General features: G+C 64.7%; 16 protein-coding genes and 4 pseudogenes (1 of these 20 only partly in view). 9 read left to right on the top strand and 11 right to left on the bottom strand.

What is annotated here, in order from left to right; all coding sequences use genetic code 11:
* Positions 1-13: 13 nt before the first annotated feature.
* The 4 genes from addB to tsaE all read right to left on the bottom strand — a co-directional run bounded on the left by addB (position 14) and on the right by tsaE (position 5260).
* Positions 14-2962, bottom strand: coding sequence for a double-strand break repair protein AddB (gene addB / locus HQ394_RS04690; protein WP_317628997.1), 2949 nt, complete (start codon positions 2960-2962; stop codon positions 14-16).
* A complete protein-coding gene (locus HQ394_RS04685) occupies positions 2959-3696 on the bottom strand; it encodes a nucleotidyltransferase family protein (protein ID WP_190262257.1) in 738 nt (245 codons plus the stop codon). The genes addB and HQ394_RS04685 overlap by 4 nt, the downstream gene beginning before the upstream one ends.
* 36 nt (positions 3697-3732) lie before the next feature.
* The gene (locus tag HQ394_RS04680) at positions 3733-4755 is read right to left on the bottom strand and encodes an aminoglycoside phosphotransferase family protein (protein ID WP_190262255.1); all 1023 of its coding nucleotides are present in this window, start codon (positions 4753-4755) and stop codon (positions 3733-3735) included.
* Positions 4756-4777: 22 nt separating this feature from the next.
* Positions 4778-5260, bottom strand: a complete 483-nt coding sequence (gene tsaE, locus HQ394_RS04675; protein ID WP_190263126.1) for a tRNA (adenosine(37)-N6)-threonylcarbamoyltransferase complex ATPase subunit type 1 TsaE — start codon at positions 5258-5260, stop codon at positions 4778-4780.
* Between the two features lie 130 nt (positions 5261-5390).
* On the opposite strand from tsaE, the gene HQ394_RS04670 reads away from it, so the two are divergent.
* The gene (locus tag HQ394_RS04670; protein WP_190262253.1) at positions 5391-6425 is read left to right on the top strand and encodes an NAD(P)/FAD-dependent oxidoreductase; all 1035 of its coding nucleotides are present in this window, start codon (positions 5391-5393) and stop codon (positions 6423-6425) included.
* 14 nt (positions 6426-6439) lie between these two features.
* Here the strand turns inward: HQ394_RS04670 and ptsP are convergent, their stop codons facing one another.
* From ptsP to HQ394_RS04645, 5 genes are all read right to left on the bottom strand, one after another.
* Positions 6440-8224 carry a phosphoenolpyruvate--protein phosphotransferase gene (gene ptsP / locus HQ394_RS04665; RefSeq protein ID WP_190262252.1) on the bottom strand — a complete coding sequence of 595 codons (1785 nt, stop codon included), beginning with the start codon at positions 8222-8224 and terminating at the stop codon, positions 6440-6442.
* A gap of 97 nt (positions 8225-8321) precedes the next feature.
* The gene (locus HQ394_RS04660) at positions 8322-8615 is read right to left on the bottom strand and encodes an HPr family phosphocarrier protein (RefSeq protein WP_190263125.1); all 294 of its coding nucleotides are present in this window, start codon (positions 8613-8615) and stop codon (positions 8322-8324) included.
* Between the two features lie 8 nt (positions 8616-8623).
* Positions 8624-9031, bottom strand: a complete 408-nt coding sequence (locus HQ394_RS04655; protein ID WP_190262250.1) for a PTS sugar transporter subunit IIA — start codon at positions 9029-9031, stop codon at positions 8624-8626.
* Positions 9028-9930: an RNase adapter RapZ gene (gene rapZ, locus HQ394_RS04650; RefSeq protein ID WP_223291850.1), complete on the bottom strand. Its 903-nt coding sequence runs from the start codon at positions 9928-9930 to the stop codon at positions 9028-9030. The genes HQ394_RS04655 and rapZ overlap by 4 nt, the downstream gene beginning before the upstream one ends.
* A 105-nt stretch (positions 9931-10035) precedes the next feature.
* Positions 10036-10464 carry an HPr kinase/phosphorylase gene (locus HQ394_RS04645; protein ID WP_190262248.1) on the bottom strand — a complete coding sequence of 143 codons (429 nt, stop codon included), beginning with the start codon at positions 10462-10464 and terminating at the stop codon, positions 10036-10038.
* Between the two features lie 226 nt (positions 10465-10690).
* Here HQ394_RS04645 and HQ394_RS04640 point away from each other — a divergent pair.
* Positions 10691-10903: pseudogene (locus HQ394_RS04640) on the top strand (transposase); the annotation flags it as partial.
* Between the two features lie 175 nt (positions 10904-11078).
* Here HQ394_RS04640 and HQ394_RS04635 read toward each other — a convergent pair.
* Positions 11079-12422, bottom strand: a complete 1344-nt coding sequence (locus HQ394_RS04635) for an IS1380 family transposase (protein WP_190262245.1) — start codon at positions 12420-12422, stop codon at positions 11079-11081.
* Between the two features lie 871 nt (positions 12423-13293).
* On the opposite strand from HQ394_RS04635, the pseudogene HQ394_RS04630 reads away from it, so the two are divergent.
* The 5 genes and pseudogenes from HQ394_RS04630 to wrbA all read left to right on the top strand — a co-directional run.
* Positions 13294-13518, top strand: a pseudogene (locus HQ394_RS04630) (IS30 family transposase); the annotation flags it as partial.
* 13 nt (positions 13519-13531) lie between these two features.
* A pseudogene (locus tag HQ394_RS04625) lies at positions 13532-13877 on the top strand (IS3 family transposase); the annotation flags it as partial.
* A 306-nt stretch (positions 13878-14183) separates the two neighbouring features.
* A complete protein-coding gene (locus HQ394_RS04620; RefSeq protein ID WP_190262242.1) occupies positions 14184-15314 on the top strand; it encodes a type 1 glutamine amidotransferase family protein in 1131 nt (376 codons plus the stop codon).
* A gap of 121 nt (positions 15315-15435) precedes the next feature.
* Positions 15436-15891 carry a carboxymuconolactone decarboxylase family protein gene (locus tag HQ394_RS04615; protein WP_190262240.1) on the top strand — a complete coding sequence of 152 codons (456 nt, stop codon included), beginning with the start codon at positions 15436-15438 and terminating at the stop codon, positions 15889-15891.
* Positions 15892-16011: 120 nt separating this feature from the next.
* A complete protein-coding gene (wrbA, locus tag HQ394_RS04610; RefSeq protein ID WP_190262239.1) occupies positions 16012-16611 on the top strand; it encodes an NAD(P)H:quinone oxidoreductase in 600 nt (199 codons plus the stop codon).
* Positions 16612-16657: 46 nt separating this feature from the next.
* On the opposite strand, the gene HQ394_RS04605 is transcribed toward wrbA, so the two are convergent.
* Positions 16658-17416, bottom strand: a complete 759-nt coding sequence (locus tag HQ394_RS04605) for a TIGR01458 family HAD-type hydrolase (RefSeq protein WP_190262237.1) — start codon at positions 17414-17416, stop codon at positions 16658-16660.
* Between the two features lie 334 nt (positions 17417-17750).
* On the opposite strand from HQ394_RS04605, the pseudogene HQ394_RS04600 reads away from it, so the two are divergent.
* Positions 17751-17909, top strand: a pseudogene (locus HQ394_RS04600) (IS3 family transposase); the annotation flags it as partial.
* 301 nt (positions 17910-18210) lie between these two features.
* On the top strand, positions 18211-18803 hold the 5' end (the start) of the coding sequence (locus tag HQ394_RS04595; protein WP_317628996.1) for a bifunctional anthranilate synthase component II/anthranilate phosphoribosyltransferase. 1078 nt of this gene lie beyond the right edge of the window; the window shows 593 of its 1671 coding nt (coding positions 1-593); its start codon is at positions 18211-18213; its stop codon lies beyond the right edge, outside the window.

Raw genomic sequence — 18803 nt, 5'->3', positions numbered from 1 at the left:
TCATTCGCTGGCGTCACCGCCCCAGGCGGACCATTCCCTGATCCGCGCCAGGTGCTCGTAGTCGCTGAACCGCGGCGCGACCGAGGATCGCGGTCGGGCAGCGTAGGCGGTCTCCTCCTGATCGAACACCGCGACGAGGCGTTCCAGGCCGGCACGCGCCGTCTGTGCCAGCTCGATCGGGTCGCCGNTCGAGGTCGAGTTTTTCGCCACCCTCCTCGTTGCCGCGCAGGCGCCAGTAGGTGATCTGGGCGATGGGCGCCCTGGCGATGCTATCGAAGCCGCCGGCGAGGGCGATCGCCGCCTCCAGCGGCAGTTGCGGGGCAAAACCGGCGGCCACTTCTTTCCTGGTTGGTAATTGCCCGGTCTTGTAGTCGATGATGCCGAGCCGGCCATCGGCGAGAACATCGATCCGGTCGGCCTTCGCCGTCAGCTCGAATGGCGCGAACGGAGCTTCGAAGCGAAGGCGACCCGTTACTTCGCTGTAGCGGTAGCGAATGCTGTCGTCGCGGCGTTGCTCTTCGGCGACGAACCAGTGGGCGATCCGCTCGAACCGCGGCCACCAGAAGGCGCGCACCCCNGGCCGGTCGAGCATCGGCGCGAAGACCTGGCGGCCGATGGCGAGCAGTTGTGGCAACGCATCGCCCGGCAGACGGCGCGGATGCTGGCGGACGAAGTGTTCAAGCGCCGCATGGACGAAGGAGCCATATTCGGCCGCCCCCGGGTCCGCATCCAGCGGCTCGATCGCCCTGAGCCCGAGAATGTACTGGGCGTAGATGGCGTAAGGGTCGCGCATCCAGGTCTCGATCCGGGTGACCGACAGTTGGCGCGGCCGCGCGGCGACCGGCGGGCAGGGGGCGGGCGGATCGATGTGGTGGCGCTCATTGGCAGGTGGTTCATCGAGCAGCGCCTGCCAGTGCAGCCATGTGATGCCCGCTTCGATCGGCCGCACCGGCGTGGTGCGCAACAGTGCCTCCAGCCGCAGCAGCCAGCGCGACGGCACTGTTGGTGTGCCTTCCCGCCGGCGCGAGCGGCTCAGCCAGACTGCGGGGGCACAGAAGGCCTGGGCGAAGTCGTGGGCGGAAAGACCGATGCGCCGGTCGGGCAGCGGCAGGCCGAAGGCCTGCATCATTGGCCGGCTCATCCACGGGCTGGCTGTTGCCCGCGGTGGCCAGCTGTCCTCATTCAACCCGGCGAGGATCAACACATCGGCGTGCTGCAGGCGGGCTTCCAGCGGCCCCCAGATGGCCAGGCGCGGGTGACGTCCCCACACCGGGCGGACGACGTGGCCGGCCAGCAACGTTTCGAACAGGGCAGGATAGGCATGGCAGCCGACGCCGCTGTCGCCGCGGGCGGCGTCGGCCAGTTCGGCGATGAACTTCGCCATCGCCTCGCCAGCGTCACCCCGCCAGAGCCGGTCCGGCCCGGTCTCCACGTCGGTGGCGGCGAGCGCCTCGGCAGCGGCCACGTGCGCGGCGAGCAGGTCCGGGAGGTCTGCCGATCGCTGCTGCAGCAGGGCAACCAGTTGCCCGGTGGCGGCGGCGAGGTGGTCGATCAGGGCGTGCAGCCTGCTGTTGCTCTCGGTCTTCTCGCCCAATGCGGCGCGCAGGCTGACAAGCCCCGGTGCCGGTCGTGGCCCGCGCAGTGTCGCCACCTCCAACCGGCGGACGGTTCGGCGGAACTGCTCGACGGCAATACTGCCGCCGGCCAGCGGATGCTTCAGTGCTGCCAGCAGCGGCACCGGGGCGAAGCGCTCGGCGACCATGCGGGCGACGAGGCGAAGAAAGGCGCCCGGCTGGGTGTCCCCCAGCGGCAGACCGGCGGAATCGTCGATGGTGATGGACCAGCGCTGCAACTCGGCGGCGACCCGTCGGGCCAGCGCCCGGTCAGGCGTAACCAGGGCGGCGGTGCGCTCGGGCGCTTCCAGCGTCTGGCGCATGATCAGCGAGATGGCGCGTGCTTCCTCCTCCAGCGTCGCTGCGTCCAGCCGGGAGACATGCTGTACGGCGAGCCCGGCGGCCTTGAAGGGTTCAGGTTCGGCGCTGGCGACGGCGGGACGCAACGCCCGGTGGATCAGTCTGGCGCGCGCTTCGCTGAACCGGTCACCCGGTCGGTGCGGCCACTGCCGAACTTCGGCCCGCGTCACCTCCAGGCGCTCCAGCAGCAGCGCCATGCCGTACTGTGGATGCCAGGGCTCGGCGCGGATGGCAGCCCAGGTGGCGTCATCGGCCTCCTGGTCGAGCCCGGGAAGGATCACCGCCCCCTGCGGCAGCCGCGAGACGACTTTCAGCAGATCTGCGGTCGCCGGGATGCTGCCGGTGGAGCCGGCGGCGATGACGGGCGTCGGCGGCGGCGCCTTTGTCCACGCCAGCGCCTGTGCGGCGAGGAGGCGGTTGCGCCGGTCGGCGGGATCGCTGGCGCCTTCCTCGGCGAGGATGCGCGGCCAGTTCTCGGTGAGGATGGCGAGGAAACGCAGCGTCAGCTGCCAATGCGCCGCCATTTCGTCCGGCACCAGCGCCGCCAGATCGTGCCAATCCAGGCGCTCGGTCTGTACCTGGTCGAGCAGCCGCGCCAGCTCCTGCGCCAGCCGCGCCGCCTGATCGACGGAGGTCTCGCCGGGGCTCCGGGCGAGCACGAGGCGTGTCAGCAGCAAGATGCGACGCAACGGCGGGATGGCAGGCGCGATGAGCGCGTCCTCGCCGCCAAGCTCCGCCGCATGGTCGAGGGCGATCTCGTCCTCGTCCACGTCGCCGAGCGGCGTCATCCGCGGCAGCAACAGCGGCCGGTCGGGACGGATGCGCAGGAAGGCGGTGGCCAGCGCCCGGCAGGCGCGTCGTGTCGGCAGCAGCAGGCGCATTCTTGGCAAGGCGAGCGGATCACCCTCACCACGGCGCAGCAGTTCGCTCGCCAGGGCATCGACGAAGGAAACGCCGGGTGGAATGGTGTAGACCGCGGCTGCGGTCATTCCCCGGCCCGCCGCTCCGCTGCCGTTGCGTGGTTGCCGTCGTCGCTGTGGGTTTGCAGGAAGGCTTCGGCGACGGGTATGTCAGTCGGCGTTCCCACGTGGCACCAGGCGCCCTGGTGCAGCACACCGAACAGCCGATCGGCGGCGATCGCCCGATCGTAGAGGACGTTGAGAGAAAACGCGCCCGCCGGCAGGTCGACGAACAGCCGCGGATGCAGGATCTGCAGACCGGCAAACAGGGTGGGNGCGCTGGCGCGTGTCCCTCGCCGCTGCAGCCGGCCGTTCGGCAGCGGAAAGAAGTCACCGGGACCGCTATAGCCGCAGGCGGTGGCGGTGGGATGCAGCAGCAGCAGGCCGTCCATCCGTCCCGCGTCCCAGGCGTCTGCAAGTTGGCGCAGCGACGGCTGCGGGCCGTTGCACCAGAGCACGTCGCCGTTGACGACGAAGAACGGCTCGTGACCGAGCAGAGGCAGGGCGTTGGTAACGCCGCCACCGGTTTCGAGCAACACCGGCTCCGGCGAGATGGCGATCTGCGGCCGCGTGCGGCCCTGGAGGTGGGCTTCGATCAGTGATGCCAGGTAATGGACATTCACCACCACCTCGGTCACGTCGATGGCGGCGAGTTCGTCCAGCGCCCGGTCGAGCATCGTCCGCCCGCCAATGCGGATCAGCGGCTTCGGCAGCGTCAGCGTGATCGGCCGCATCCGTACCCCGAGGCCGGCGGCCAGCACCATCGCCCGCGTCGGCCGCTCCAGGGANGTGCGACGCCATCAACGACCGGCCTGTTGGTCGGCAACCGCGGGCATGCGGCGCAGCGCTGGCGGCAAGTGACGATCGAACCAGGCTGCCACCGGCGCCAGTGCCGGGTGCTGCAGCGCCGCCTCCAGCAAGCGCCAGACGCGGGGGATGTGGCCGAGATAGATCGGCTTGCCGTCGCGGCGGTGCAGCCGGGTGAAGATGCCGATCACCTTGGCATGCCGCTGCGCGCCCAGCACGGCAAAGGCGGCGGCGAACTGCTCTCGATCGGCCATGTCCATTGCTTGCAGGTAGCGCTGCAGCATCGCCTGCTTGACCGGAGGCGAAACGTCGCGGCGCGCGTCCTCGAGCAATGACATCAGGTCGTAGGCGGCGGGGCCGGCAACGGCGTCCTGAAAATCGAGCAGGCCGCAGGCGGCGAGGCCGTCGCGCTCATCGAGGCGCATCAGGTTGTCCACGTGGAAATCGCGCAACACCAGCGTCGGTGGAAGCTGCATCACAAGCGCCAGGGCGTCCTGCCAAGCCGCCACACAGGCATCGCGGCCGGCGATGGAGATCGGCGTGCCGGTGACCGCCGGGAGGTACCAGTCGGTCAACAGCAACGCTTCGTCGAGGAGGCGGCGCTCATCGTAGGCGGGAAGACCGGCGGGCGCGGCGACGGCAGGCGCCAAGCGGTGGAGATAGATCAGCACGTCGGTGGCGAGGCGGTAGAGATCGCGCTCGCTGGTGCCATCGGCGAGCAGCCGGGTAAAGGTGGCGTCGCCGAAGTCCTCCAGCAGCAGCAGGCCGGCCGTTTCGTCGGCGGCGAGGATGGCGGGGGCGCTGAGGCCGAGGTTGGCCAGATGACGGGCGATGCGGACGAAGGGGCGGACGTCTTCGTGGTCCGGCGGTGCATCCATCAGCACCGCGCGGCGGCCATTATCGGCCAAACGGCTATAGCGGCGGAAGGAGGCGTCACCGGCAAGCGGGCGCAGGTGTTCCGGCTGCCAGCCGGCGGCGCGGATGAAGGCGTCGATGAGGCCAGCGCGATCTGACAAGCAGCAATCAGGCAAGGAACGATCAGGCAAGGCCGGTCTCCTGCAGACGTTGCCGCCAGGCTGTCGTGCCGGCGAGCTGAATGCGACGCTGCTCCGCCGCTGTCCCCGGGCGCAGGCGCACCGAGAGCGCGTGCGCTGGCAGCAGCGGGCCGAGGCGATCTGGCCACTCGATCAGGCAGATGGCGCTGGCGAACGCGTCCTCGATGTCGAGTTCCCAGGCGTCATCCGGCGCGTCGAGCCGATAGAGGTCGAAATGGTAGATCGGGCAGGCGTCTGGCAGCGATGGCTCGTAGACCTGGAGGAGGGTAAAGGTGGGACTGGGCACGTCCTCGTCGACGCAGCCACGCGCCCGGATGAAGGCGCGGGCGAAAACGGTCTTGCCGCTGCCAAGATCACCCTCAAGGGCGAATATATCACCGCGGCGGGCGATCCTAGCCAGGCTGGCAGCGAGATGTTCGGTGGCCTGCTGGTCGGCGAGGGTTTGTTCGGCGATCGTCGGCAGCATCGCTGGCACCCCCGTTTGTGCACGGCGCAGCATACTGTTGGCACCGATGCTTGCGCGGAAGCGGCGAAGCCGCCATGGTAGGTACGACGAACATCCATCAACAGCAGATCGAAACACGGGGGCCGATTCCATGACTTCGACCTCATTCCGGACCGACGTGGCGATCATCGGGGCCGGGCCGGTGGGCCTGTTCGCCATTTTCGAGTGTGGCATGCTGGGCATGGCGTCTCATGTCATCGATGTGCTCGACGTGGCGGGAGGCCAGTGCACCGCACTTTATCCGGAAAAGCCCATTTACGACATTCCGGGCTTTCCGCAAATCCTTGGCGGAGAACTCATCGACCGGTTGCAGACGCAGGCGGCGCTCTTTCATCCCGTCTATCATCTTGGCCAGCAAGTCATTGAACTGAAACGGCTGCCGACCGACCGCTGGTTTCTGGGGACCTCGGCCGGTGTTGGCATCGATGCGGCGGTGGTCATCCTTGCGGCCGGCGTCGGTTCCTTCGGGCCGAATCGGCCGCCGCTCGCCCATATCCAGCACTTCGAACAGCAGCCGGCGGGCTCGGGAGTCCAGTATCTGGTCCGGCGGCGCGACGACTATCGCGATCGCCGGGTGGTGATCGCCGGCGGCGGTGACTCGGCGGTGGATTGGGCCGTATCGCTCGCCGAGATTGCCGCCAGCGTTGCGGTGGTGCACCGGCGTGACAAGTTCCGCGCCGCCCCTGACAGCGTGCAGAAGCTGCGGCGGCTGGCAGCTGCGGGAACGATCGAGCTTGTCGTTCCGTTCCAGCTTGCGGGTCTGGAGGGCGAGGGCAAACAGCTTACCGGCGTCGTTGTGCGTGATCTCGATGGCCAGACGCGGACGCTTGCCGCGGATGTCCTCCTGCCGTTTTTCGGCCTGTCGCAGGATTTGGGACCGATCGCGCGCTGGGGGCTCAATCTCTACCGCAACCATGTGGCCATCGATCCGTCAACCTGCTCCGCCGGATCGGCGGGGGTATTTGCCATCGGCGATATCGCCAGCTATCCCGGCAAGCTCAAGCTGATCCTGACCGGCTTTGCTGAGGCGGCGACGGCCGCACATGCTGCCCACCCGGTGGTGCATCCGGGCGAAGCGCTGCATTTCGAATACTCCACCACCAAGGGGGTGCCGGCGGCGTCCTAACGTTGCCGCAGCGCTCACCCTTCCTCGTCCCCCTCTTCGTTCTCGTCGAGGAGGATCTGGATGCGGACGGGATCGCTTTCCTTCAAAATCGTCTCTGCCATCGCCGTGGCGGCAGCCAGATCCGTGTTGACGATGCGGCGCTTGACGCGGGGAATGCTGCTCGCCGCCATCGACAACTCATGCAGGCCGAGGCCGAGCAGCAGCGGGGCGAAGCGCGGATCACCGGCGATTTCACCACAGATGCTGACCGGAATGTGGGCGCGGCGGGCGGCGTCGACGGTGAGCCGGATCAAGCGCAGCACCGCCGGGTGCAGCGGATTGTACAGGTGGGCGACACGTTCGTCGGCGCGATCGATGGCCAGTGTGTACATGGTCAGATCGTTGGAACCGATGGCGAAGAATTCGCTGATCTGGGTCAGCGCATCGGCGATGAGCACCGCCGCCGGCACCTCGATCATCGTTCCGACTGGTGGCAGCGCGGTGGGAAACTCGACGCCACGCTGGTGGAGGCGGCGCGCGGCGCGGGCAAGAATCTCGCGTGCGGCGCGGACCTCCGAGACGGAGGTGACCATCGGCAGCAGAATCCGCACCGGGCCAAAGGCGCTCGCCCGCAGCATGGCGCGAAGCTGCACTTCGAGCAATTCGGTGCGAGCGAGCGACAGGCGGATGCCGCGGACGCCAAGGGCGGAGGTGACGCTGTCACCGAACTGGTGCACGAAGCAGGCTTCCCCCTTGTCGCCGCCGAGATCGAGGGTGCGCATGGTGACCGGCTGGCCGCCGGCCCGCATGACGATGCTGCGGAGAACTTCAAACTGCTCCTCCTCATCGGGAGGAACGGTGCGATTCATGAACAGGAATTCAGTACGCAACAGGCCGATGCCACAGGCGCCGACCGCAACCACATGATCCATTTCGATGGGAAGCTCGACGTTGGCCTGCAGTCGCACCGCCACGCCGTCGCGGGTTACGGCCGGTTTGGTAGCCAGCCGCTGCAGGTTGCGTTCCTCCAGCCGGCGCTTACCACATCGTCGCCGATAGACGCTGAGTGAGCGGGCGGAGGGGTGAATCACCACTCGACCGAGATCACCATCGATCAGCAGCGGATCGCCGGTGCGGACGACGTCAAGCAGCCCTGGCGCGCCGAGCACCGCCGGAAGCCCCAGCGCCCGCGCCATGATCGCGGTGTGTCCCTGTGCTCCGCCCATCTGGGCGGCGATGCCGATGACGTGCTCGGGATCGAGCTGCGCCGTATCCGCCGGCGTCACCTCTTCGGCGACGAGGATGCATCCGGATGGAATTGTCAGCAGCAATTTACCGGGAGAGCGGGTGAGCTGCGCCAGGATGCGATTGCCCACTTCGCGAATATCATCGATGCGTGCGGCGAGATAGGGGTCCTGAATGCTGCGGAAACCTTCGCAGATGGTGCCGAGTTCCATCTGCACCGCCGCCTCGGCATTGACCTGCTCATGAATGATGCGGGACTGGGCGCCGCGCACGAGCCGTGAGTCTTTGAGGATCTGCTGGTAGGCTTCAAGGAGATAGATCAGTTCCTGGGCGGCGAGCCCGGGAGTGGTTTGAGCGCGGGCACGCGCCTTGCCACGCAACCGCCCGATCTGGCGGCGTGCCTTGAGGATCGCTCCGCGCAGCCGGCGCTGTTCAATGGCCACATCCGCGTACCGGATCCTATACTCCGGGATTCGCGGCTTGCCAGCCTCGCAGACATACGCGACGCCAACACCTATTCCGGGCGAGACGCCGAGACCTTCGACGACTCGCTCCAAGACAATGCTCTCGGTCATTTCCTCCCCTGGCGGATGTTCATCCCGCCTATACGAGTTTCTTTGTGTCTTCAGTTGGTCGACCGCCGGTTGCGACCGTGACATCGGCGGTGCGATTTCAGTCTTCGTCAAATCGAGCTTCGATGATACTCCCTAAGCTTTCGATCGCGTCTTCCGCTTCACGGCCGACGGCGGCAATTTCGATTTCCGTTCCAGGTCCGGCAGCCAGCATCATCAGGCCGAGAATTGAGCGGCCGGAAACCGTTTGGCCGCGCTTCGACACTGTAATCTCTGCGTCGAAGCCCGAAGCCAGTTTGACGAATTTGGCCGCGGCGCGGGCATGCAGGCCTCGACGGTTGGCGATAACGGCAATGCACTTAAGGATATTGCCATCGCGACTGTACTCGACCATCCGACCGCTCAATTTTCGTCTTGGGTGAGCAGCCTTGATGCAATGTTAATGTATTTCCGCCCCGCCTCCTGAGCACTTTCCGCCGCTTCTTCCAAAGATTCGGTCTGGCGCACGCTTGCAAGCTTGATCAGCATCGGCAGGTTGACCCCGGCGATGACCTCCACGTTGGCCTTGTCCATGATGGAGATGGCGAGATTAGAGGGGGTGCCCCCGAACATGTCGGTGAGCAAAATCACACCGTTGCCTTCCTCAGCCTGGGCGACGCAGTCGAGGATGTTGGCGCGGCGTTGCTCCATGTCGTCATCGGGGCCGATGCAAACGGGGGTGATGTTGACTTGGCGACCGACAACGTGCTCAAGCGCGTTGATGAGTTCCTCCGCCAGTCGACCATGGGTAACGATGACCATTCCGATCATGGTTCTTTGCTGTCCTCGTTGCCGCTCCTCGGCGTAACTTCGATGTGGTTTGCCGACGGATCCAGATCGCGATGGGTCAAATCCACGCGCAAGTTGCGCCTTTGCAGCCAAGCCGCGAGCTTCTCGGCAACAAATACCGACCGATGCCGCCCGCCGGTGCAGCCGACGCCGATGGTCAGATAGCATTTTCCTTCCGCGTCGTAGCGCGGAAGCAGCGGTTCAAGCAAGCGTGTGAGATTAGCAAAGAACAATCCGCAGTTGGGATCGGCGGCAATATGGTCGGCGACAGGCTGATCGCGCCCGGTCAACGTGCGCAGCGACGGCACGTAGAAGGGATTGGCCAGGAAGCGAACATCGAAAATCAGGTCGGCGTGCCGGGGCAGGCCGCTGCGGAAGGAAAAGGAGACCACGTGGATCATCAGGCCGGCGTGATCCGCTGAGACGAAATGGCCGGCCAGCAGCCGCTTCAGCTCTGCCGGCGAAAGGCCGGTGGTGTCGATCACCACGTTGGCGCGCTCGCGGATGGGTGCCAACAGCTCTCGTTCGCGGATGATCCCCTCCATCACCGGCCGCTCTTGCGCGAGCGGATGGCGATGCCGAGTGGCGGTGTAGCGACGGTGCAGTTCCTCGTCGTCACACTGGAGAAATAACAGCCGGGTGGGAAGCGCTTCGCTGCCGCGCAGACGATCGTAGGTGGCGAGAAAGCCGCGCACATCGAAATCGAGCGTCCGCACATCAAAGCCGATGGCGAGCGGTCCGATCGGCCGCTCGGGTTCATCATCCAGCGGCTTGAACAGGCGAGGCAAGAAGTAAAGCGGCAGGTGATCGATCGTTTCGTAACCGAGATCTTCCAGCGATTTCAGAGCAGTGGTCTTGCCGGCGCCAGACATGCCGGTCACGATCAGGACACCGTGGTGGTTTCCTCGGGCGGCGGCGTCTGCCGGTGCAGTTCGGCCTGTCGCCTCAATGTGATCGGGCNNATTGGCGAGTTCACGATCATTGCATCAGCATGATGCTGCCGCGGGCGAGGTGNNGATTATCAACCGGATGCGGGCGACAGCGGAGGCTTCCCGTGCCATCAGGCGGAACACCGGCAACGCCACGCCGAGAATCGTCTCCGAACAGGGGTGTGGCAGTCGTTCGATCTCGCTGATGTCCACCAAGTCGACCGCGGCGACGAGTGATGCGGTTGCGATCGCTGGCAGGCGGACAATGCCAAGACCGCGCACCTCAAGAAGTCCGTGCAATGGCGGCGGTGCCGACGCGAGAAGACGGCCGTCTTCCGCCAAGATATCGGTGTAATCATCGGACACGAGTTCTCCACCGGCATCGATTAGCCGCAGTGCCAAGTCGGATTTGCCGGCTTCGGGATCGCCGCGAAGCAGGATACCGTGCCCTTCCAGGGCGATACAGGTTCCGCGCAGTCTTTGCATGCGCCGGAGCCTGCTGCGCCGGGGTGCGGTTGTCAATTGCCGACCATCGAGTGAATGCAAAATCGCTCGCAACCGCTTGGGAGCAACAGGCTCATTGTGCCAACAGGCGCTTGGTTTCAGTGTCCGTCCGGGAGCTTTGCGAGCCATTGGAATCGGTTACTGGCGGGGCTTGAACTGTCGGCCTCATCTGTGACGCCATGGTCGGCGCCGATTCGCGAGGTGCCCGATGTGGACGACCGACAACCGCCACTGTTACGATCGCAGCAAGCTGCGCTACCCGAGTGAGTTGACCGACGCCGAGTGGGCGCTGATCAAGCCACTAATTCCTTTAGAAAAACGCGGCGGGTGCTGGCGCAGCGTCGATATCCGGGCAATCCTGAATGGCATCATGTACGTGTTGAGTATCGGCTGCCAGTGGCGCGCCGTGCCAAGCGACCTGCTAACCGCCATTATGCACCGCGCTGATGCTCGCACTTGACACCCGGGCAACCACTCTCCGTTAGGTTGCGTTTGGGCGTGGCGTCCCGCCGCCAGCCGGAGATGGGGACGGTATGTGGGGTGGGGCTGGTGGGTTCACGATGTGGGTGGCGTTTGGGGGCACATCGCCCCATCGGTCAGGTGACCAAGCGTGGGATCCGGCCGAGGGCGAGGCGCAGGATGTCCTGGCACGGGGTGGCGGTGGGCAAGTGGACCTTGATCATGGTCTTCATCTCGATCACCCGCGCCGCCATCTTGATCAGCCGCAGTCGGAGAGTGTCGAACTGGGCGACACGCCAGACCGAGTGCTTTGGCATCAGCCCGCGCAGGCTCCACAGCAGCCAATACGCCCCGGCATGGAGGAACAGGCGGAACTGGTTGGCGGTGGCCGCGTGGCAAGAGGTGCGGTCGGCGGCCAGGTGGGTCTTCCAGGACTTGATGTGGTTCTCGGCCTGTCTCCGCTGGCAGTAGATGCCCTGGTACAGGGAGCGGCCATCGCCGCCGGTCAGGTTGGTGACGATGAAGCGGGTGTCGGTGCCGTCTGGTCCTGCCTCGACGCAGGCGACGATGCGCTCGACCCGGCTCCAGCTTGCGGCGCCGTCGAGGAATTCCTTGAAGCGGCGGAGCTTGCCGCCGTCCGGGGTATCGTCGAACCGCTTCTGGGTGCGGGCTTCCAGGGCAAGGATATGGGCGCGGAGCGTCGGGGTCGGCGCCACGCCGAAGATGTAATCGACGCCTTCGCCCCGGCACCAGTCCAGGACCTCCGGCGCGCAGTAATGGCTGTCGGCTCGCAGCAGGACGGAGGTCTGGGGCCAGTTGGCGCGGATGGCGCGGAGCAGGCGGCGCAGAAAGGTGCGGATTTCCACGCCCTTGGGCCGCTTGGCAGGGCGCAGCACGGCGGTGACGAAGCGGCCTTCGCCGTCGAACACCACGATGGGCTGGAACCCGTATTCGTCATAATGGGCGTTGAACAGCCGAAGCTGCTGCTGGCCGCCGTGGACGGCGTCGAAGGTGTCGTCGATGTCGAGCGTGATCCGCTTCGGCACCTGCCGGAACGAGGCGCAATAGAGATCGACCATGGCCCGGCCGATGCGCAGCAGCGCCCGCTTGCCCGGCAGGTTCTCCAGCCGCGAGATGGTCGATTGCGAACACAGCGCGCGGCCCGACGGCGCCTGATCCAGCGCCATCTTGAACACCGGATCGAGCCGCAAGCCGGTGGCATCGTTGCCGTCCTCGTATCCGGCGGCGATCATCAGCAGCCGGAACCGGATGATCTCGGCCAGTCCATGGATGGTCTGCCCCGGCGCCCGTGGATCATCCAGGCAGGCGGCCAGTCGCGTCGCCACGCCAAGGCGGGCCTCGATCTCGCGCAGCGCCAGCACCCCGGCAGCCGAGGAAAGCTCGCCACCATCAAACCGGGCCACCACCGTCTTGCCGGAGACGGGTGACAGGCCGGGGAGCGGTATCGTCGGATCAACCATGGCGGGTGCGGCCTCCGGAAACGGCAGGATCAGGCTTCAGTAACAATATCCTAAATCCGTTCAACGGCTTACGCTACACCCGCCAGCCAACGTGCATTTTTCGGGTTAGGACAGTTGCGCCGATCGAGACGGCGCGAGACCTTGGTTGGTGCCCACCACCGTTAGGTCCGGGAACTGTCGCTGGCTAAAACCGCTTAATAGATGGATCGATGTGGTTCACAGACGGTCCAGATACCGTTCATCGGCGGGTCAAACCCTCCAAGCCTCTGAAATTCTTGGGCACAGACCAAGGTCTCCGCGAAATGGCCGTTATCTTACGGCCTTCGCACCGTTTCCTTACCTTTCGGCCATAAGAACAAATAAAAAACATGTAGTGCCGGCCATTTTGAGTCAAGAAATGCGGGTGCAGCGGTCATTGACCCAGTGCGCGGCGCGGGCGCGCCAATCACGCGCACTATCGATCCTCGCCCCCGGCGTCAGCCCTGGCGGGACGGACGTTTGCGCTGCCAGCCAAAACTCCTGATTGCAGGTGCCGTTACAGCTTATGCTAATGCTTTGCACAGTCGAAAGTGTGTGACGTTGATCGCCGCTGGCGTCATCCCTCGTCGGTACATCGGTGTTGGCTTGTCCCGCGGCCGGCTAGGCGCGCACCGCCTTCGTGCGCTTTCGTCAGGCGCTCGTCGCCGCCGGCCTGGACCATGCCGTGTTCGAGGCGATCACCGCTCAACTGAAGGTGAAGGCAATGCAGGTGAAGGTTGCACACTCCCCGAATTGGTGGACGCATCTGCTAAACTCTGCAAAGGGCAGGAAGGTGTTTGATGACGAAACTGCGTCGGAGTTTCGCGGACGCGTTCAAGCGGGAAGCGGTTCAATCATCACCTTGCCCGAGGAGCTGCGCCGATCGCTGACCTGGGATCAGGGAGCCGAAATGGCCCAGCATGCCCGTCTCAAGATTGATGCAGGCGTCCAAGTCTACCTCTGCGATCCGCAAAGCCCATGGCAGCGTGGCAGCAATGAGAACACCAATGGTCTTCTGCGCCAGTACCTTCCAAAAGGCACCGATCTGAGTGCCTATGGCGCAGACGCGATCGCCGCCTCATCGCCGCGGCGCGCCTCTGCGAGACTCCCCGGCGGTCGCTCGGGCGCGCCACTCGCCGCAAATTTCCGCCTTCTCCGCGGACGCTAACCCGCGCGTTGCTGGAAGCGAATGGCATCGTGCCGTCGATGCGCCGGAAGGGCAATTGCTGCGACAATGCGCCGATGGAAAGCTGGGTGCCGATGGCAAACTGGTTCCACACCCTGAAGATAGAACTGGTTCACCACATCGCCTATCCGACCGACGAGACAGCCAGACGGGACCTGTTCGCCTACATCGAAGGATACTACAATCGACAGCGGCTTCACTCCGCCCTCGGCGACCTCACACCCGAACAGGCAGAGCTTCAAGCCGCATAATCAGGCGCCCATATGTCCGGGGAAGGTCAGCCCCGCCATTAACCGATTTCAATGACTCACAAAGCTCCCGGACAGACACTGAGGATCCGTTGTGGGCATCCCCGGATAGTTCCGCAGCGCGCTCTGGACAACACCCGGCGGCGACGACACCTATTGCCACATCCGCGTCTAACGTTGGGGACTTCATCCTCTGTGATGACAGATAGATGACTTCGATCCCCCTCCGGGGCGGAGGGGCTGGGCGTCAACAATAAACCGTGGGCACGAGATGATCCCGGTACGGACAAATTTCTCCAGGAGGCTTTGATGGTACAGACGGCTACGAAGGGCGACCAAGCGCCCGAAGATGTTGCCAAGGCGATCGCGAACGGCCACGCCGCGGCCGTCGAGTTTCCGACGATGTTGTTTCCGGATGACGCACCCGTCGGATTGGTCGCCCAGCGGATGGTCGAAGGGCGGTACGACAAGGCGTTCCTCATCAGCGAAGTGAAGCGTTTCACCGGGGTGACGATCGACGTTCCTGCAAATCCCGGCAGGATCGTGGCGGTCATTCCCCAGCACGGTTACTGGAGCTCCGAGCTGACGCTCACTGATCAGGCCTTCCGCGCCGCCGGTTACGAGGTGGACTACGTAACCCTGCGTGGGGAACGGCCCTTTGTCTATGGCGTCAGTCTCGACACCAGCTTTCGTGATCAGGCGTGGAATGCCGCCCAGGTATCGCCGGGTGAAGCGGCGTTGGGCAACCGCTACAACGACCGGACGACCACTGAGGGGCTACGCTTGAATCAACCGCGTAACCTCGATACCTGGCTGCCGCCAACGCCGCGGCCGCAGCACGGCGAAGCGGCACGCGAGCCGTACCGGCAGGCGTTGCTCAAGGGACTGAGCGAGGCAACGCAGTACGCCGGCATGTTCATCGTCGGCGGCGCCGGCGCCTACATGGACTATGGTGGCAACACCTCGATCCGCCCCCTGATCAGGCTGCTGGCCGCGCTCGGGCGTCCGGTGGTGGCGATCTGTTACGGCGTGGAGGTCCTCATCCAGGCAACGGATCCAAAGACCAAGGTCCCTCTCGTCTGGGGTCGATTGGTCACCGGTCATTCCGAACAGGACGACTACACCGACGGAACCACCAACGTTCCGGTCGAAGGTGGCTACGGCCCCAACTACGGCGCGGCCACCATCACCCTCGAACAGATGATCAAGCAGTATACCGGGCCACAGGGCGGCTTCATCTCCAACAACGGCAGCCCGTACATGGCGGTCGCCGATGGCAATGTCATTACCGCCCGCACGACGCCTGACGGTTATCCGGCGGCGATGCTGGCGCTGGCGCAAATGCACGGCAACGGGCAGTTGCCGACCAAGTACGTGATCGATGGGGACGGCCTTGGGCATGTGCCGACTCTGGCCGAGGTGCGCCGCATCGCCGGGTGAGTGCTTGTCGCCACAGCGGCTGTCGGGCGTCGTCGCCACCAACGGCGACCCTGATAGCCGCGGGGGTATCGCTGCAGCCCGCCATTCCGGATGCCCGCTTGCGCCGAAGGAGGAGCGTACAATGACCCAACGCCTTGACTATGCCACGGTGGCCGCCGACGGGATGAAGGCACTGGGCGGCGTCCATGCTTACGTCGCTCAGTGCGGGCTGCCGAAGGCACTCATCGACCTGATTTACCTGCGCGTATCGCAAATCAACGGCTGCGCCTACTGCATCGACCTCCATTCGCGTGATCTGCTCAAGGATGGCGTGACGGTCGAGAAGCTCGTCCTGGTGCCGGCTTGGCACGAGGCTGGGGATCTGTTCTCGGAACAGGAGCGGGCTGCCCTGCGTTGGGCGGAGACGGTAACAGACATCGCCGCATCAGCCGTCCCGGCAACGGAGTTCAGCGCCGCGGCCGCTCAGTTCAGTGATAAGCAGCTTGCCGACCTCACCATCGCGATCGGTTTGATGAATGCCTACAACCGGATGGCCATCAGCTTTCGCGTGCCGCCGCAAGCAGCTAGACACGCCTGAGCGGTCTTGGTCGTGATGACGATGCAGATCTGACTGCCTTCGACAACTAACCCACGGCCGGGCAGCAGTGAATGTTTGGCCGCCTTTAACCAATTCAACATACACAAGGAGTTGACGGTTATGGCAAAAGTTCTCGTCTTGTACTACAGCAGCTATGGTCACGTGGAAACGATGGCGCACGCGGTCGCCGAAGGGGCGCGCGCGGCGGCTGCGGACGTGACGGTCAAACGGGTGCCGGAACTGGTTCCCGACGACATAGCCCGCCGCTCCGGGTTCAAAGTCGATCAACCGGCGCCTATCGCCACGCCGATGGAGTTGGCCGAGTATGATGCGGTGGTGTTTGGCACGCCGACCCGCTACGGCAACATGGCGTCGCAGATGAAGAACTTTCTCGACCAGACCGGGCGGCTATGGATGGAAGGCAGCCTCGTCGGCAAGGTCGGCTCGGTGTTTACGTCGACGGCGACCCAACACGGCGGCCAGGAAAGCACCATTCTGAGCTTTCATACCGTTCTTCTCCACCTCGGCTTCGTCATTGTCGGTCTGCCTTACGCCTTCAAGGGACAGTTGTCGCTCGACGAGATCACCGGCGGCAGCCCTTACGGGGCAACGACCATTGCGGCGGGCGATGGCTCGCGCCTGCCGAGCGCCAATGAACTCGACGGCGCCCGTTATCAGGGCCGTCACGTGGCGGAGATTGCCGGCAAGCTGTTCGGCTGAGGCGGTCGCAAGGCGCAAACTGGCCGGGATTTCGGCGACGCAATGGTTAGCGGGAGAGGGCGATTGCTACCGCTTCCCAGACGTGGGCGGCACTCTCGCCGCCCACGTTGATCCGCAGTTCGTCGCCGGTCCGGAATTTTCCCGTTCTGACCAGAATGGCCTGCAGTCCGGCGGCCAGTGCCCCGTTGACGTCACTCTCGACGTCGTCGCCGATCATCAGCGTTTCGCCCCGCGCGGTCCCCAGATCGGCGAGGACGAGATCGAGGAACGCGGCGGCCGGCTTGCCGAACACCGCCGCCTTGACGTTTGCCGCATATTCGAGCGCGGCGACAAAGGGGCCGGCGTCGAGGCTGAGGCCGTCAGCCTCCTTGAAATAACGGTTGGTGGCGATGGCAAGCAGTGGCGCACCGGTGAGCAGCAAGCGGAACGCCGCATTCAGCCGGTCGTAGGTGAACCGCTCGGCGGCATCGCCGACGACTACGGCGTTAGGCGTACTACCTGTCAGCGCGGCAAATTCGCCTTCGAGTGCCGGATGGACGAGGAGGTAGGGCGTCAGTTGCTGGCTATGCAGATACGCAATCACGGCCTCTGCACCGGTGAACACATCCCTTGCGGCAATATCGAAGCCAAGTTCGCGCAACTGGTCGATCACGTCGCGCTTCGGTCGGCGCGACGTATTGCTGACCAGCCGGAAGGGCACGTTGTTGCCGCGCAGCAGGGCGACGGCCTCAAGCGCTCCGGGAACAAGGGCATGGCCATCGACGAGCACGCCGGCGATATCCAGCAGCACGCCGCTGACAGTCATGGGTATGGGATGCCTCTGGCAGCGCCTTCGGACGACGGCGCGGCGGTCAGACGTTCCGTCAGCTGCACGGCGCCGCGGCAATCTTTACCGCCGCAACCGCCGTCATTACCGATGCGCGGCATTCTCATTGCCCATGGCCCCATCGCTGTCATTGCGGCACATCGTTGCGCGCGCCACGGGAGTAGTAAACGACGAGCGAGTTCGCCTTGCCAGCCGAAAGATCACAGGGGCTCCTGTGAACCGCTCCGGTGGGTCTGAGGCTCCAACTTTTGAGAGCATGGAGCGATGAGGAGCAAGACGACGAGCAAGTTTTCCCCGGAAGTGCGCGGCCGGGCGGTGCGGACCGTGGCGGTCGTTCGAAGCGGTCGAGTATGCCACGCTCGTATGGGTCGACTGGGTCAACAATCGGCGGCTCCTCGCGCCGATCGGCAGTATCCCACCGGCTGAGGCCACAGCGAGACTCGCCGGAACCGTCGAAGATAAGCGCCGGTGATTGGCATCAAACCGGGGCGCGTCGCGCCGCCCGCCTCTTGTCCGACCGATTGGCAACTGGTAAGTAGTCGCCGTACGGGCTTGGTTCAAAAAAGACGCATTCGCAGCCCCGGACCGAACACCAGTGTTCATGCATCGATCTGGGCAAGTATCAGTGGCACGATGCGTGGATTGCTGGACTACAAAGAATTGCACGGCCGACGCAGAGCGAATCGTACTTGAAATAATCGGCCGTCTTTATCCGGGCCTCCCTATGGGTTTTGCAAGATCGGGAAGGCGTGATCTTTCCGATCCGCGCGAGGATGAAGATGTATGTCCTAATAGATAATTACGACAGCTTCACCTATAATCTTTTTCATTACCTCGGCTCCTTCGGAGTCGAGGTGGTGGTCAAGCGCAACGATGCGGTGAGCGTCGACGAGGTCTTGGCGTGGAAGCCGGACGCGATCGTTATTTCTCCCGGCCCATGCGACCCGGATCGAGCCGGGATTTGCCTTGAGTTGATTCGTCAAGCTACCGGACGCGTGCCCATCCTCGGGGTTTGCCTTGGCCATCAGAGCATCGGCCAGGTTTTTGGCGGCCGGGTGGTGCGGGCGCCAAAGCCGATGCACGGCAAGATGAGTTCGATCAGCCATCACGGCAAGGGGTTGTTTGCCACCCTGCCGAGCCCATTCCGCGCCACGCGATACCATTCACTGATGGTGGAGCCGACGGCACTGCCGGAAGAGCTTGAAGTGACTGCGACCAGTGAAGACGGGGTTATTCAAGGTCTGCAGCACCGGAAGTGGCCTATATACGGCGTCCAGTTCCATCCAGAAAGTATTGAAACCGAACATGGCATGCGAATAATCGGTAATTTCTTCGATCTAGCCCGCCGTAGCAACGCTGCTANNCC

It is taken from the genome of Defluviicoccus vanus (genome assembly GCF_014672695.1).
Taxonomy (GTDB): Bacteria; Pseudomonadota; Alphaproteobacteria; order Rhodospirillales; family Defluviicoccaceae; genus Defluviicoccus; species Defluviicoccus vanus.
The sequence above is the reverse complement of the archived record's forward strand: the minus strand, read 5'-3'. Positions and strand labels throughout refer to the sequence as shown.

What these genes read in the sequence shown, in the direction of transcription:
- tsaE (WP_190263126.1), bottom strand. Translation starts at nt 5,260, where the DNA reads ATGCTGCCGACGATCGCCGAACAAACCCTCGCCGACCAGCAGGCCACC.
- HQ394_RS04670 (WP_190262253.1), top strand. Translation starts at nt 5,391, where the DNA reads ATGACTTCGACCTCATTCCGGACCGACGTGGCGATCATCGGGGCCGGG.
- ptsP (WP_190262252.1), bottom strand. Translation starts at nt 8,224, where the DNA reads ATGACCGAGAGCATTGTCTTGGAGCGAGTCGTCGAAGGTCTCGGCGTC.
- HQ394_RS04660 (WP_190263125.1), bottom strand. Translation starts at nt 8,615, where the DNA reads ATGGTCGAGTACAGTCGCGATGGCAATATCCTTAAGTGCATTGCCGTT.
- HQ394_RS04655 (WP_190262250.1), bottom strand. Translation starts at nt 9,031, where the DNA reads ATGATCGGAATGGTCATCGTTACCCATGGTCGACTGGCGGAGGAACTC.
- HQ394_RS04635 (WP_190262245.1), bottom strand. Translation starts at nt 12,422, where the DNA reads ATGGTTGATCCGACGATACCGCTCCCCGGCCTGTCACCCGTCTCCGGC.
- HQ394_RS04620 (WP_190262242.1), top strand. Translation starts at nt 14,184, where the DNA reads ATGGTACAGACGGCTACGAAGGGCGACCAAGCGCCCGAAGATGTTGCC.
- HQ394_RS04615 (WP_190262240.1), top strand. Translation starts at nt 15,436, where the DNA reads ATGACCCAACGCCTTGACTATGCCACGGTGGCCGCCGACGGGATGAAG.
- wrbA (WP_190262239.1), top strand. Translation starts at nt 16,012, where the DNA reads ATGGCAAAAGTTCTCGTCTTGTACTACAGCAGCTATGGTCACGTGGAA.
- HQ394_RS04605 (WP_190262237.1), bottom strand. Translation starts at nt 17,416, where the DNA reads ATGACTGTCAGCGGCGTGCTGCTGGATATCGCCGGCGTGCTCGTCGAT.